17 protein-coding genes are annotated in these 14,841 nt (G+C 37.1%); 13 read left to right on the top strand and 4 right to left on the bottom strand.

Annotation, left to right across the window (positions count from 1 at the left end):
• Positions 1-216 precede the first annotated feature (216 nt).
• From ACQRBH_RS14615 to ACQRBH_RS14560, 12 genes are all read left to right on the top strand, one after another.
• Positions 217-663 carry a hypothetical protein gene (locus tag ACQRBH_RS14615; protein WP_427762279.1) on the top strand — a complete coding sequence of 149 codons (447 nt, stop codon included), beginning with the start codon at positions 217-219 and terminating at the stop codon, positions 661-663.
• 17 nt (positions 664-680) lie between these two features.
• Positions 681-1,004: a hypothetical protein gene (locus ACQRBH_RS14610; protein ID WP_427762277.1), complete on the top strand. Its 324-nt coding sequence runs from the start codon at positions 681-683 to the stop codon at positions 1,002-1,004.
• On the top strand, positions 1,004-1,183 hold the full coding sequence (locus ACQRBH_RS14605; protein ID WP_427762275.1) for a hypothetical protein: 180 nt from the start codon (positions 1,004-1,006) through the stop codon (positions 1,181-1,183). The genes ACQRBH_RS14610 and ACQRBH_RS14605 overlap by 1 nt, the downstream gene beginning before the upstream one ends.
• Positions 1,183-1,506, top strand: coding sequence for an HU family DNA-binding protein (locus ACQRBH_RS14600; RefSeq protein WP_427762274.1), 324 nt, complete (start codon positions 1,183-1,185; stop codon positions 1,504-1,506). Before ACQRBH_RS14605 ends, ACQRBH_RS14600 begins: the two co-directional genes overlap by 1 nt.
• A gap of 2 nt (positions 1,507-1,508) precedes the next feature.
• On the top strand, positions 1,509-2,300 hold the full coding sequence (locus ACQRBH_RS14595) for a hypothetical protein (protein ID WP_427762273.1): 792 nt from the start codon (positions 1,509-1,511) through the stop codon (positions 2,298-2,300).
• Positions 2,301-2,314: 14 nt separating this feature from the next.
• Positions 2,315-2,479, top strand: a complete 165-nt coding sequence (locus ACQRBH_RS14590; protein ID WP_427762272.1) for a hypothetical protein — start codon at positions 2,315-2,317, stop codon at positions 2,477-2,479.
• Positions 2,466-3,008 carry a hypothetical protein gene (locus ACQRBH_RS14585; RefSeq protein WP_427762271.1) on the top strand — a complete coding sequence of 181 codons (543 nt, stop codon included), beginning with the start codon at positions 2,466-2,468 and terminating at the stop codon, positions 3,006-3,008. The genes ACQRBH_RS14590 and ACQRBH_RS14585 overlap by 14 nt, the downstream gene beginning before the upstream one ends.
• An 86-nt stretch (positions 3,009-3,094) precedes the next feature.
• Positions 3,095-3,601 (top strand): hypothetical protein, encoded by a 507-nt coding sequence (locus ACQRBH_RS14580; protein WP_427762269.1) that lies wholly within the window; start codon positions 3,095-3,097, stop codon positions 3,599-3,601.
• A 41-nt stretch (positions 3,602-3,642) separates the two neighbouring features.
• Entirely contained in the window at positions 3,643-9,273 is a 5,631-nt protein-coding gene (locus ACQRBH_RS14575; protein ID WP_427762267.1) for a phage tail tape measure protein, read from the top strand.
• A 1,492-nt stretch (positions 9,274-10,765) separates the two neighbouring features.
• The gene (locus ACQRBH_RS14570) at positions 10,766-11,062 is read left to right on the top strand and encodes a hypothetical protein (RefSeq protein ID WP_427762266.1); all 297 of its coding nucleotides are present in this window, start codon (positions 10,766-10,768) and stop codon (positions 11,060-11,062) included.
• Positions 11,049-11,717 carry a hypothetical protein gene (locus ACQRBH_RS14565; RefSeq protein WP_427762264.1) on the top strand — a complete coding sequence of 223 codons (669 nt, stop codon included), beginning with the start codon at positions 11,049-11,051 and terminating at the stop codon, positions 11,715-11,717. The genes ACQRBH_RS14570 and ACQRBH_RS14565 overlap by 14 nt, the downstream gene beginning before the upstream one ends.
• A 173-nt stretch (positions 11,718-11,890) precedes the next feature.
• The gene (locus ACQRBH_RS14560; protein WP_427762262.1) at positions 11,891-12,340 is read left to right on the top strand and encodes a type II toxin-antitoxin system PemK/MazF family toxin; all 450 of its coding nucleotides are present in this window, start codon (positions 11,891-11,893) and stop codon (positions 12,338-12,340) included.
• Positions 12,341-12,750: 410 nt separating this feature from the next.
• On the opposite strand, the gene ACQRBH_RS14555 is transcribed toward ACQRBH_RS14560, so the two are convergent.
• The 4 genes from ACQRBH_RS14555 to ACQRBH_RS14540 all read right to left on the bottom strand — a co-directional run bounded on the left by ACQRBH_RS14555 (position 12,751) and on the right by ACQRBH_RS14540 (position 13,793).
• The gene (locus ACQRBH_RS14555) at positions 12,751-13,038 is read right to left on the bottom strand and encodes a helix-turn-helix domain-containing protein (RefSeq protein ID WP_427762261.1); all 288 of its coding nucleotides are present in this window, start codon (positions 13,036-13,038) and stop codon (positions 12,751-12,753) included.
• Between the two features lie 113 nt (positions 13,039-13,151).
• Complete coding sequence (locus ACQRBH_RS14550; RefSeq protein ID WP_427762260.1) at positions 13,152-13,460, bottom strand: hypothetical protein; 309 nt, start codon at positions 13,458-13,460, stop codon at positions 13,152-13,154.
• A 13-nt stretch (positions 13,461-13,473) separates the two neighbouring features.
• Positions 13,474-13,641, bottom strand: coding sequence for a hypothetical protein (locus ACQRBH_RS14545; RefSeq protein ID WP_427762259.1), 168 nt, complete (start codon positions 13,639-13,641; stop codon positions 13,474-13,476).
• Positions 13,638-13,793: a hypothetical protein gene (locus ACQRBH_RS14540; RefSeq protein ID WP_427762258.1), complete on the bottom strand. Its 156-nt coding sequence runs from the start codon at positions 13,791-13,793 to the stop codon at positions 13,638-13,640. The genes ACQRBH_RS14545 and ACQRBH_RS14540 overlap by 4 nt, the downstream gene beginning before the upstream one ends.
• Before the next feature lie 241 nt (positions 13,794-14,034).
• On the opposite strand from ACQRBH_RS14540, the gene ACQRBH_RS14535 reads away from it, so the two are divergent.
• Positions 14,035-14,769 carry a recombinase family protein gene (locus tag ACQRBH_RS14535; RefSeq protein WP_427762257.1) on the top strand — a complete coding sequence of 245 codons (735 nt, stop codon included), beginning with the start codon at positions 14,035-14,037 and terminating at the stop codon, positions 14,767-14,769.
• Positions 14,770-14,841: the final 72 nt, after the last annotated feature.

Here is a 14,841-nt window from a genome sequence, read left to right as displayed (position 1 = left end):
AACATTTGCTTTTTGCCACCATAGATTTTTCCGGCACTGAGCAAATGTTTTTTTGTATTCGGGCGTTGCCCTCATACAGAATCAGCAACCAAAGAAAAAAAGAATATAAGTGTATGTGATGGCAAAAAATCCAAATCCTACAAATCTGCCATTACCGCCACTCTATACTTTTACTTTTTCTTTTGGTTGGGGCTTTAGCCCGGAAAAGGAGAAAACATGAAAAGCAATGATTGGAAAAAATTTGAGGAAATAGTAAATAAACAGGACAATGAGCAATTTTATTTGTTAATGCGATATTGGAAAGCAATCGGGGCAGAAATCGCCTTTAACGATGCTTACACAGAATTACACTTGCTGGCAGATATGCCGACTCGTGATAACAAAGAGGAAAATGCGGAGTTTATTCGATTGCTGGCAGATTTCGGATTTAATTTGGATGATCCGAATTTGCTGGAAAAAAGCCGGAAAATGCTCATAAAAGCAATCGAAAACGAAAATGAAAAGCGAATTGATAAGGTAAGTAGATTCATTTATTTGTTGGGCGTAAGAACCGCTGTTAATCGCTTAAAAGAACGGGCAAATGAGTGTCTGGATGCAATTAACGATAAATACAAAGATGCGCTTGTAAGCGTAGTTAAGATGCAAAAGGAAATGGAAATTTGAAAAAGGAGAAAATAAAAATGGAAAATAAAACAAAGGATAGAAATGAATATGGCTTATCACCAAAACAAGTCAAAGAAACAAATGAATACGAAAAATTAACAGAATCCAGAAAATCACATAGAAAGAGCGAGTTGAATGAACTTGTACTTGATTTATCGCTTGGCATTAAATCCGGCAGTAAAGATAAGCTGAAGGATTTATTAAAAGGAGTTACTTACATTAAGTGCGTAAAAGTGCGTGGTATGATTTGCGATACTGCCAACAATATGCATTTCGTTCTCAATACGCTTGAGGATATGGGTGTGATTGTCGGGGACATAAACATAGAGGTGGAGATGTAATGGAAAATATAGGAAAAGCAGAAAATGCCTGTTTAGAGCGTGTATACGCCCGTAGACGAGAGATTTTCGAGGATGTGGGAAAAACATCGGGTAAGGATGGAAAAAGCCATTTAAAGGCATTACACGAACGCCTAGAGGCTAATATGAGAGAAGAAAGAGCAATCTTAGGGGTGGCATGATGACAAAAAAAGAATTTACGAAGGAGCTGTCAAAAAGATCCGGCTGGCCTTATACAAAGTGTTTATTGTGCGTTAATTATATGATTGAAATTGCCCAGGACGCAATAATAAAGGGCAATGGTCTAAAGCTGCCGGGTCTGGGTAGTTGGAGCGTATATGTCAAAGGTGGATTTGCCAGGGCTAATAAAGATACGGGCAAGCCTGAGTACGTGCCGCCTACTTGTTTTGTGCGCTTTAGGGCAAGCAAGTTTATAAAAGAAAAACTGCAACGAATTTCTTTGCCGGTGAGCAAAGGAAAAATCGTAATTGGAGGAAATAAATAAAAATGGATCAATTAAACAAAATACTTGAAATTTGCCAGGATATTTCTGGCAGACGGAAATTAAAAATTGTATTGCATGAAATATATGCAAGCGAAGATTTATATAACGAAAATGGAATTACATATCTTGAACAGTATACAAGAGATAATGCCGATACAGTCAAAGGTATGCCTTTGTGTGCGGAGTTTTTGGACGATGACAAAGATGTGCCTTATGGTCATGGATTGACTGGCTATCGGGGCGATTTGCCGGTATTTGAAGATTCTGTACAGGTGGGTACATTTGAAGATTGGTCTATAGAAGATATAGAGATTGACGGAGCTATACATAGATGCTTATGTGGAATTGGTTACATCAATGAAAACAGATATCCAAATTTTTGTGATTGGATTGATAGCGAATTAGCCAAAGGAAACAGAATATTTGGTAGCATAGAGTTTGCCGGAACAAAAGAAAATGGCGGTGAAATCATCTATAGAGATGGTTACAAAGAAAAAGGGCGTATTCCTATGGTTTATGACTATACAGGCTATTGTATCGTATCAATTCGCCCGGCAGATGCAACAGCTATGTTGTTAGAGTTTGATAAAGGCAAATCGCCGGAAAATGAATTTGATAACGTTTTCGGAAATCATGAGTCAAATACAGCCAATGATAACGAGTTTGACGATATTTTCCTCGCTACAATAGGCGTGATGAACGGTGATGAAAAGCCAGAAAATGATGATTTTGATGGCGTTTTTGAAGGTGAGATTTCCACAAGTGTTGGAGATTTAATGGATGTTTTTGAATAAAGGAGAATGAAATAATGGATAAATATATGCAAATGAATATTGATACAAGTACAATAAGGGATCTTGATCGTGATGGAGGTTTACCGGCTGATGACTTGGCTAAAATGGTTTCCTCGGATTATGCAATAAATCAATGTGGAAAAGTTGAAAAAGGAGAAAATGAAAATGAAAGAATTTAAAGTAAATGATTTTATTGAGCTTGAAAATGTCGCTGCATGGCAGCTAATCATTAGTCCTATTTTAGATCCAAAATCGCCCCCATATAAAATAGCACCATATGAAAAAAGCTATATGAAAATGACATTTGGTGAAATTGAAGCTCATATAAAGAGAAGAAATACTTATTTTATTGGATTTGATTCAGACCGCAACCATGCGCTTTTAAGAATTGTAGATCCAGAAGCGAGAAAAGCACTTTTGAATATTGATAAAGAGCAAATAATGCTTACAGATGACGCTATTAAACAACTGTTTGCTTGTAAAAATAAAGAATCATATCAAAAAATGCTTGATAAGTTGATTGCTACAAAAGCAGAAGCACAAACGATGCGTTTCAAATGGGATGAAATTGATTTTGACAGTATGAATAGATGGAAAGAAAATATGCTTGCTGAAAAAATCGAAGAGTTTTTACCGCCATTAGAACCAGATTTAAGACAGATTAAATATTATGATAAAGAGCCTGCTGGTGCAAGATGGCATTTTTAATTAAATAAAATTACTTTTTTTATAGTGGGTGGAATCGCTGAATTTCGCCCACTTTTTAATTTTGAACGAAAAAGGAGAAATAAAAAATGAATTTAGATTATAGAACATATGCAGCAACAGTTAAATCAATTGTAAGTGGAAATTTTGATGAAAATGGAAATTATATCCCAGAATTTGGAAAAGGGAATATTTTAAGAATTTACTGCATGGCAGTTACGAAAAATGAAGAAGCAAAGAAATTAAATTTCGATGAAATCGGGGCTTTTGAGTATATTGACAAGTGCATGGAGCTTGTAGGGGGTGAATTTGCCGAGGCATTGAAAGATAATGATTATTTTTCTTTTGGTGGTGCGGTAAAAGACGCTGAAAAGGTTATTAATTTTAAACTTGAGAAAATGTCTCATGAAAACAAATTTGAATCAGCTCTTGAAGCAATAATTAAAAAAGTCAATGAGATTGATAAAAATGTAAACCCGGAAGATATTAAAAAAGTATTGGATGCGCTGAAAGAGCAGAAGCCACTTGATGAGGGCACAATTGTAGAAGAATATTGGAAACAGAAAGATAATAAAGACGGAGAAGAGAGAGCCTAAATTGTAGGCTCTTTTTTCTTTGATGAAAAAGGGGTGATTTTATGTCAGATTTTATAGCTCATGTCATAGCTGAACTTGACATGTCAAAGGCAGAAGCACAACTTAATGCCTTTACCGGCAAAAAGTACAAACTACAGTTTGATACCGCCGATGTTAATTCTATGACAAAAAATCTCGAAACAGAGATGGCGAAAGCCGGAAAAACTGCCGGATCATCTTTTAGCAAAAATCTCTCTCAATCACTGTCTAATTCAAATGTTAATAAGCAATTTACAAGTCTTAATAACAGCATTGCCCAGACAAATAAAAATCTGAATAATGTCAATGTACATGGCTTAAATAATGTAGTGGGTGCGGTTACGAAATACTTTTCTGCTTATCGTCTGGTAGCAAATGGCTTACAGGAGCTTAAAAATGGCTTTAACTTTGTAAATCAGCTTGACGATGCAATGACAAACATTAGTTATACAATGGATGTCAGCACTGACCAGTTAAAGAGTTTTAGTTCTCAAGCAATCCAAATGGCTCAAGATTTACATACATCGGCAAAAACTGTATTAGAAGCATCAACTTTGTATGCAAATGCAAATGAAACCATTGAAAGCATCATGACAAAGACACAAACTGCTACCATGTTGGCAAATGTCACCGGCATGACGGGCGAAAAATCCGCAAAAACACTGCAGTCTATCATAAATCAGTTTAATCTTACTCAAGATGACTTATTAATGATTTCCGACACCATTCAAAGTGTTTCGCAATCAATGGCATATGATTTCGCCGGTGGAATTGAACAGATTACCGCCGGTATTTCTGCGTCTGGTAGTGTGGCAGCAGATGCCGGATTAAGTCTTGCTGAGTATTCCTCTATGCTTGGTACAATCATTGAGCAGACTGGAAACAGCGGTTCACAAGTTGGTAATGCTTTAAAAACAATCTTTACAAGGATTACAAAGGCTTCGGAAACATCTGGCACACTTACAAGTGATATCTCAAAAGCAGAAACAAGTTTGCGGTCAGTAGGAATTGAAGTTCGTAGTTCAAGTGGTGAATTTCGTGAGCTTGATGATATTCTGGGTGATTTAGCCGGTAAATGGGATACTTTAAGTGATACACAACAATCTAATTTATCATATGAGTTAGCCGGTACAAGACAGAGAAATATTCTTAACAGTTTATTAAAGAATTGGGATTTATACGAAGAACGTGTCGAAAATGCCACAAGTCTTGAAGATTCCCCGACCCTGAAAAATCAAGAGAAATATGCCGAGTCAATGACTGGACATCTGGAAGAGCTGTCTGCTGCCGTTGAATCATTTTGGGCAACGTTTATTGATACTAAGTCTGCAAAATCAGCGGTTGATTTTCTCACCAATGTTATTGGTTTATTGGAGAAATTAACTAAAACGTTCGGAAGTGTTGGAACAATCGGGGCTGGAATGACGTTGTTCTCGTTGTTCAAAAATAGGAGCTATTTCGGCACTCTCATTTCTTCTTTGGCTGAGAGTGAAAAGAGTCTTTCTAATTTTGGTGCTGCTGCCTCTATGGCTGGTACTGATCTTAAAAACTTCTTAAAAACTCCATCTGGTGTGGCTACAGCCGTAGGAGCTGCGACCGCCGTTATTGGTCTGGCGGTTCAGGCATATCAGAATTATCAACAAGAGTTACGCAAGACAAGGGAAGAACAACTTGAACAGGCACAAGCTGCCGTTGATAACGCCGATGCATTTGAGGACGCTTATGTATTAGCCTCGCAGTATGCAAATAAAACAAGCCTTACAGCCGAGGAAGAAAGCAAATTTAAAGAAGCTGTTGAAAGTGCAAGTGAAGCTCTTGGCGGTAAAGCCGGGGCATTTGATACAGCCACGGGATCAGCACAAACTTATTTGGAAAAGCTCCAGGAAGTAGAAAAAGAACAGCTCAAACAAGCGAAAATTGACGCTACAAAAGAGCGTGATGCTGCCGAAAAACTTTTACAGTCAGATACTTACGGTTGGTCAGGCTCAAAGGTTACAATAGATTTATCGGGCAGAACCGCCGTTGAAGAGTTCATGGAGGCAAAAAAGGTTCTCGAAAGCCTTATGAAAGATTATATTGATCTGGGAACATACGGCGATGAACTTGAGCCTTTAAATTGGGATGCCGATACATCTAACATGGATGCTGTAGTTGATTACTATTATCAATTAATAAATCTGCAAAATCAATTAGCCGATCAGAATCTTACAAATAATGACATTTATGACGATTCGACCAAAATCATAAATAATCTGAAAGACGATGTTGAGGCTTATGTTCAGGCGAAATATGACGAACTGAAATATACTTACGAAGCGAAAAATGGTATTCCAACGACCGTTGAAGAATACAACAAGATGCATGATTCCATTCTTGGAAATATTGATGCTACACAAGAATATAAAGATGTTTTGTCTGGCATGATGCAAGAGGATTTTGCCGACACGATTGATTTTACTGAAATCGGAGCAAATGCGGAAAATGCAGCGGAACAGATTGCAAATGCAGCAGCCAACGCCACAAGCTCATTAGCTCAAATGTCGGAAAAAGCACAAGATGTTGTGGACTCAATCAAGAGTGTACAAGATGTGCTTAATGGTCAAAGCACGGGGCAATCTATATCATTAGCCGATTGGAATTCTGAAGAGTTACAAGATTATCGGAGTGCATTGGAATATGTCAATGGATCTATGCAACTTAATGTTGATAAGGTCAATGAGATTGTCAAGACGAAAAGTGAAGAACAGATTGCCGTTAATGATACAAATAAGGCATATGCAGAGGCTCAATATCTTGCAAATGCCGGGGAAATTGAGAAGTTACGGGCAAAAATCCGTGATAATACATATGCTACGAACGAGAATGAAGCAAGTGTACAGGCTCAGATTGATGCTTATTTAGCGGAAAATGATACGCTTTTGGACACAATCAACAGCTATGATATCATGAATGCTTCTATCACAGAAGCTACAAGTGCATATCAGAATTGGTTAAATGCTCAGAATGCAGCACAATCTGGTGATATGTTTGACAGTTCGCTTAAAGCAATTCAAAAAATCAATGATACGCTGAATAATAGTGAATCTGATAGTTATGGAAGGATCGGAAATGAAGATTATCAGGCAGCAGTTGATTTTATTGTGCCGGAAAGCGTAGATCATGAGGATACGGCAGCAGTCAACAGCTATATGCAGAGTATTTCTGATTTGTTTACAAAGGATTCAGACGGAAATAAAAACGGATTAAACATTGATGAATTCTGCCAGAAAGCCATTGATGCCGGGCTTATGACACTTGACGAGTCAGCCGGTGAATACAAAATCGCCGGTCAAAAGACTATGCAAGATTTCGCCGATGGTCTGGGGCTGTCTCTTCCACTGGTTCAAGCTATGTTCGGCGAGATGGAAGAGTTTGGAGCTAAATTTGAATGGGCAGATGAAGCCAACAAAACAATTGGTGATTTGGGCGTTTCTGCAACTGAAGCAGCGGAAAAACTGAGAAGTATTGACCAATTCAAAGATCTGAAAATCCAGATGGATGTTTCTGACCTTGCAACCAGTGAAGAAAAGATAAGTGCATTAGATGCAACGATCGCCGAGATGCAAGGCGTGAAAGCAAGTGTTGCGGTTGATTCTTCAGAGGCGCAATACGCAAATCAGGTTATTTCCTACTGTATTACACAAAAACAGATGCTTAGTCAGCCGGAAGTTATGCAAGTAGATACCTCTTTAGTTGAAGGTAAAATAGGTGAAGCTATTGCACTATTCCAGGAATTCCAAACAGCGAAAGAACAGCTTGAAAAGACTCAGGCTCTTGGACTTGATACAAGTCAAGCACAAGCAAATCTGGACTCAGTAACGCAAAAGATACAAGGATTGGATCAGAGCGTAACAACAGTTCTTAATGTTGATACTTCATCTGTTGACAATATTCAACAGTCAATTTCTAATTTGACCTGTCAAATGTTAGTAGATGTTGGCATTGATGATAAGGCTATTATTGGCTTCCAGAGTGAAGAACACGATGCCAAAGGTAAAGTTACATGGGATAACGATACCGCTGCCGTTGACGCTTATTCTGCTGCCAGAAAAGCTGCCAATGGTACAGTCAAGTGGTACAATGACACAACCTTAGTCAAAACCAAATTTACCGCCACGGGAACAATCAATTGGACAAATTCCGGCGGTGGTCATAGCCTTAATGGTACTGCTCATGCCGGTGGTACTGCAAGAGTGGGCGGTAATTGGGGAACAGCTCCAGGCGGGGAAACTCTTGTAGGCGAGTTAGGTCAAGAAATAGTAGTTGACCCCCGTACAGGCATGTGGTACACGGTGGGAGATTCCGGGGCTGAATTTGTAAATATCCCGAAAAATGCCATTGTATTCAATCACAAGCAATCAAAGGCACTGTTAGAAAATGGTTATGTTGCTGGACGTGCCACGGCTCTTGCGTGGGGTACTGCTGCCGTTACTGGTGGAATTAAGGTATCACAAGCGCAAAAATCAAGTGCGTACAATGCGCCGGTTAAGTCAAAAAGTTCTTCTGGTGGAACGTCAAAAAAGAATTACAATAAATCAAACGATAAGAATACAAAGGATTTCGAGGAAACTTTTGATTTTGTGGAAATCGCGCTTAATCGTATAACCGAAGCTATTGACCGACTGAAGATTAAAGCTCAGAGCGTCTATAAATCGCTGAAAACTAAGAATCTTGCATTGACCGATGAAATGTCTATGCTGACTCAGCAGATTGATTTACAGAGTCAAGCATATAGTCAGTATCTGAAACAGGCTAATGCTGTGGGATTATCAGCGGAATGGCAGAATAAAGTAAAAAATGGCTCTATTGAGTTTTCCACGATAAAAGACGAAGATCTTGCCGATAAGATCAAGGATTTCCAGAAATATTATGAGGCTGCGATTGATGCAAAAGATGCAATAGCCGAATTGCACGAAGAGCTTGCAAGTCTTTACAAAGATAAGTTTGATAATGTGGCTGACAAATACCAGGGTGATCTTGCCCTCATGGAGCATTTGACAAACACTTATAAAACGGGGCTTGATATGCTGGAAACAGAAGGCTACAAAGGCTCTACAGTCTATTATCAGGCACTTCAGAAAGCCGAAACAGAAAGTATAGGCATTTTGAAAAACGAGCTTAAATCGCTCACAGACGCTTATTCTGAGGCTATGAATTCTGGGGAAATCGCCGAGGGTTCTGCTGCATGGTACGATATGCAGCAAAGCATAAACGGCGTAAAGGAAGCTATTCAAGAGGCTGAATTAAGTCTCAAAGAATACGAAAAATCTATGAGAGAACTGGAATGGGAATTCTTTGATTATATGGAAGAACGCATTTCTGGCATCACAGACGAAGCCGGATTTCTTATTGATTTGCTGGGCGGTTCAAAATTGTTTGATGAAAAAGGTTATATGACAGATGCCGGATTATCTACAATGGGATTACATGGACGAATTATAACGTTTACATGGCACAAGCTGACCAGTACGCCGAGGAAATTTCAGCACTCAATGAAGCGATTGCGAATGATCCGTTTAATACGGATTTGCTTAAACGCCGTGAAGAATTACTTTCACTTCAAAGAGAATCTATTCTCGCTGCAGAGGACGAGAAACAAGCTATTTCTGATTTAGTCGAGGACGGAATAAATGCACAACTTGATGCTCTGAAAGAATTAATCGACACATATACGGACTCTTTGGATAGTGCTAAAGATTTATATGATTATCAGAAAAAGGTTAAAGATCAAACTTCTGAAATCGCATCTTTGCAGAAACAGTTATCGGCTTATTCCGGCGATACATCCGAAGAAACAAGAGCAACTATCCAAAAAATTGAAGTTGACTTGTCAAAAGCAATGGAAGAACTTCAAGAAACAGAATATGACCAATATATTTCTGACCAAAAGAAAATGTTGGATGATTTATATACTGAATATGAAATGATTCTGAACCAGCGATTAGATGACGTTGATGCACTTATCTCTGATATGATTGACACAATCAATGCTAACTCTTCTACTATTGGTGATACCATTATGCAAGAGTGCGCAAATGTAGGTTATACTCTCACAGATTCAATGAATGCAATTTGGACAAATGAGGGTGGAGCTTTCGCCGTTATCTCAAAATATGGTGAGCAATTCTTAACACAGAATACATCTACATTGAATGCTATTCTTGGTATTAAAGCATATACGGACTCATTGATTGCCAAAGCTGATGCCGAAGCCAAAGCAAAAGCAGAAGCTATAAAGAAACAAACTGAGGCAAGTAAACCAGTAAGTCAGCCAGCTAAATCAACGACACCAACTACAACAACACCAAAGTCAAAAGGTACTCAAGGTGATGGAAAAATTCAAGTCGGTGATAAGGTAACATTTAAGAGTGGTAAATATTACTACTCTTCTGATGGTAAATCTCCTACTGGTTCAAAATATCAAGGTAAACAGGTATATGTCACAAAAATAAACAATGCATCTTGGGCTACAAAACCTTATCATATTAGTACGGGAAGTAAATTAGGAAGTGGGGATTTAGGATGGTTGACCAAATCTCAACTTTCTGGATATGCAAAAGGTTTAAAATATGCAACCAAAGATGAAGATGCTTGGGTAAATGAGCTTGCTCCTGAATCTATTGTTAGTCCATCAAAGCGTGCCATTATAACACATGTTAATAAGGCTGACCGTATACTTAATGGAGATGCAACTGAAAACATCTGGGATATGGCAAATGATCCTTCTGGGTTTATTAGCAAGAATTTGTTCCCAGATGCTGTTACGAATGATATTGAACCATATATAAATGTTGACAATAGTAAGATTGACAATGTTACCTTTACTTTGCCAAATGTTTATAATTATGAGGATTTCATGAATCGTGCGAAAAAGGATGATAAGTTTGAAGGTATGATTCAAGCTATGACTGTTCGTAGACTCAATGGTGGAACAAAGCATGGTAAAAATAAATATGTTTGGTAATTTTGAAGGAGAGTGTTAAACACTCTCCTTTTTAATAGAGGGAAAAATGTCTTTAGAAAGTATGATGCAAAGAAGAAAACTTGATAGAATTTTAAAATCAAATTTTTTGTTAATAAAAAGGTAGAAAATGAAGGAGAAAATGTATGGGAAATAATACAAAATTGATTGAAAAATTGAATCATAGAATTGCTGAATTAGAGGCAGAAAACAAATCTTTGATTGCTAAAGTAACCAAATACGAATCAATCATTGATGAAACAACCAAAGCAAAAACAGAATACGAAAAATGTTTAAAGTCATGCCGGGAATTATCCGCAACATATGCCGAGGCTGTCAAAGAAGCAAGACAGGCAAAGCGTGAACTCACTGAGCAAATGGAAAAAGAAATTGCAAATTTCCGCAAACATTCTCGGATGTTATTGAAGGATGCCCCGAAATAATAGTTTAAATCTTCAATATCAGCTTACAGAAAGCGATTTGAAGGAGGCTGGCATTAAGCCATACCCACTCGAAGAATTTCGCCCGGTATCATATGTGCCCGGTTGGTTTGTGTCCAACTTTGCCCGGATTATTTCAAAACGCTCTAATCAAGTTAAAGAGCTGCAGACGGTCTGGAAAAAGGGGCGAGAAACCATAGCAACATATCAGTGCGAAAATGGCGAGAAGAAAAGCATTGCTTATGATTTGCATAAATTAGTTGCCGATGCTTTTGTGCCAATTCCCGATTGGATAAAACCGGGTGATACTGTACAAATCCACCACATAAGAGAAGTAAACAAAGAAGAGCGAGATATCTCAACTCATTATGCGTCTAATCTTATGCGGTTGCCGGTTAGCATCCACAATACTATTCACAGTATCGCCCAGATTGAAGTATACGCAGCAAAAAGATTCCAATCTATGGATTTTATATCTGCTGCCGAAAAGCTGGATATAACGCCGTATGAGCTGGATGACATTATCCGCACTCAGCCACATGTAAAAGATGGCGTGTATACAGTCTATAATTATCCGATATTACACGGTAAAAAGGTTAATAACCTTATATTCCGTTTAATATATAATAAAGATCTCAAAAAGATCCTCCAAAACTAATTTTGAGATTTTACATGGTTATAAAGAATTCATTCATTTCATTTATATGTGAGAGTGGAGCAGTGATAAATTGCCCACTCTCATTTTTTTGCACTTATACAACACAAAATTTTTCTTTGATTTCACCTTGCTATAGTGTATAATTATTTTATACGAAAGAAGGTGAACAAAAGATGGTTGATTATAATGATATAGAAGAGTATTTAGATTGGACAAAGAAGAAAGCCGAACTTAAATTTGATTCCACAACTAAAAGTTTTCCTATTCTCTATAATTGTATTTATTGGGCATTTATGGGATGTAATATAGGATCAGAAGAAGGAAAACATAGACCAGTCTTAATAACACGAACTTACAAAAATTCGCCAATTTGCACGGTTTTACCACTAACAACACAAAGATTAAATGATGGTAAACCCTATCATGTTGATTTAGAGTTACTTAATTCTACTGTTCTTTGTGAACAAATGCGTATAATAGATACCACAAGATTAGATAAACCGATGTATTTGAATGGTAAAATTTGTACGATAACAGAAAAAGACTGGAATGCCATAGACAAACAAATTAGAAAGCAGTATTTGCTTGGCAAACTTCCATCACAAAAAAAGCCAACAGAATAATGGATCAAATTAGCTTGACATTCATATAATAGTTGTATATAATGTAATTGTAAAAAATAAAAAACATTTATTACCACCGCTTCGGCGGGTATATCATTAATTATTCCAGAACCATCTAGTGAAAACTAGGTGGTTTTGTGCATATAAAATATAAAATAAATTATCTGACAATTTATATAATAGTCAGATAAAACAGGATAAACAATGCAAATGTCTATCAATTTCTCGTTCTCATGTTATTTTTTTAAACTCGAACAGTTGAAATTTCACAGATTCCCCAGCTTAATACCAAAACAGAACAAATGTTTGTATGAAAAGTCGGTATAAAACCTACTAAAATAGTAGGAAATAGTGCGATTTTTCCGATATCGGTTGATTTATTGGGGCATTATACCAAAAAAGGAAAGCAATCAAGCCTTCCCCTCTTTCTTAGCCTTCTTTTCATGTTTATATTCAGCTCGTAATGACTCGATTGATTTTGCCGGATCAAGTTCAACTTTCCAGTCTTTTAGTAAATCCCAGGGCTGACATTGCAGCAATTGGCAGATTTCCTCAATAGTGGCGGTGCTGACATGATCGCCATTGTTTGAGCCAATTTTTGCAAGTGTTCCACCAGATAATATTTTTAATTGCTTAACTGTATATTGCTTTATATCTTTATCGGCAAATCGCTTTTTAATCTCAGTATAATCTATCATGTGCGCTATCTCCTTTTTCCGATACATTTATTATATCATTTTTATGTTTAGCGCACAACATTATTATTGCTTGATAAAAAAATAGGCAACAGCACGTAGCTGCCACCTTCTTATTATTTGCATCTCTTACAATATTCGTATAACATTTGTTCCCACTCCAAAAGCTCTTGTACTTCCTTCATGGTCATGTGTTCAATCTCCAGTGTGATTATTTCAGGCTCATAGTTATCATTGATAATTGTTTCTTCCACGTCCACGGTTTCATGCACCGGGTCAATCCAAAGAATGATCTCAGGCGTGATATATATTCCTGTTTCTGCTCCATCTGTGATGATATTATCCCATGTCTTAACCTTATTAATAACTTGCGGAACAGTAAGCCAAAATTCCATTTTTTTTGTGTTGGTCGTAAATTTAATCATTGTTAAATCCCCCTTATTTAATATACTTTTCTAAAACTGAATCAGATACGCCAGACTTGTAAATCTTTCTAATATCTGTGATTGTTTCATCTTTTAAGAGTTTTAACCATTCTAGCAAGTCTTTTCTACTATTGGCATAGTTGTGATTATTGCCATTATTATAGAGGATAATGTATCTCATGCGGTTGTCCTCCTTATCAGTTTGGAATCATCAAACCATTTAACAGATCCACCAGCAAACTTAATAGGTGGCTGAGTAATAAATGATTTTCCAATTCTAGTTACAACGCCATTTTTAGTTTCCGTTGCAAAAACTATTGTTTCTTTCTTCATCTTTGTTACTCCCTTCAATAGATTGGTTATATTATATCTCATAAAAACGAGACAGTCAATATAAATATCCCGAAAAAATGAGATATTATTTAAAAGGTATTTTTGTGGTATTACTCAAAAACCTAAAATAAAAACCTTGCAATAAAAACCACAAAACATCTTGCTTTTGCGCTTGTTCCGTGCTATAATTAAACCATAAAAAATAACGTTCGTTTTTATTTGAGGTATGGAGGAAATAAAGATGTGTAAAGTATATGGTTATTGTCGAATTAGTACAGCGAAACAATCTATTGATAGACAGGTTAGAAACATTCTTGCAGCTTATCCGAATGCTGACATCAGAAAAGAAATCTACACCGGCACGAAATACCAGGGAAGAGAAGAACTCAAAAAGATTCTGGACAAGGCAAACAAAGGCGATACAATAGTATTTGATAGTGTAAGCCGTATGAGCCGTAATGCCGATGAAGGTATAGCATTATACTTTGAACTGTATAACAAAGGAATTAACTTAGTATTCTTAAAAGAGAGACACATAGACACTGACTCATACAATCAGGCATTGGAAACAGCCGGTATTAAAGTTGATTCAGATGGAACAGCAGAGGGTGAATTAGTCAGCGATATTACAAAAGCTATCACGAAATTTATGAGAGCAAAAGCAAGTTCCGATATCAGAAAAGCATTTGAACAGAGTGAAAAGGAAGTTTCTGATTTACACCAGAGAACCAAAGAGGGAATCGAAACAGCACGTTTAAATGGAAAAGCTATTGGTGGAACAGCAACCAAAGGAAAAACAAAGACAACAAAGAAATCTCTTGAGGCGAAAGAAATCATCAAGAAACATTCCAAATCATTTGGTGGCACACTTGGCAATCAAGAAATAATGAAACTTGCCGGAATCACAGAACCGACCTTGTTAAAATATAAAAAGGAAATCAGACAAGAGATGATCGCAGATGGAACAATGGAATAATAGCAAGCCTGGGTTAAATGCCTGGGCTTTTTTCTTGCAATAATCCCTTGTAGAAGTGGTGGGGGTATGTTT

This window comes from Bariatricus sp. SGI.161 (assembly GCF_050313695.1).
In the GTDB taxonomy this organism is placed as follows: Bacteria; Bacillota; Clostridia; order Lachnospirales; family Lachnospiraceae; genus JAFBIX01.
This window is presented reverse-complemented; position numbering and strand designations above follow the sequence as displayed.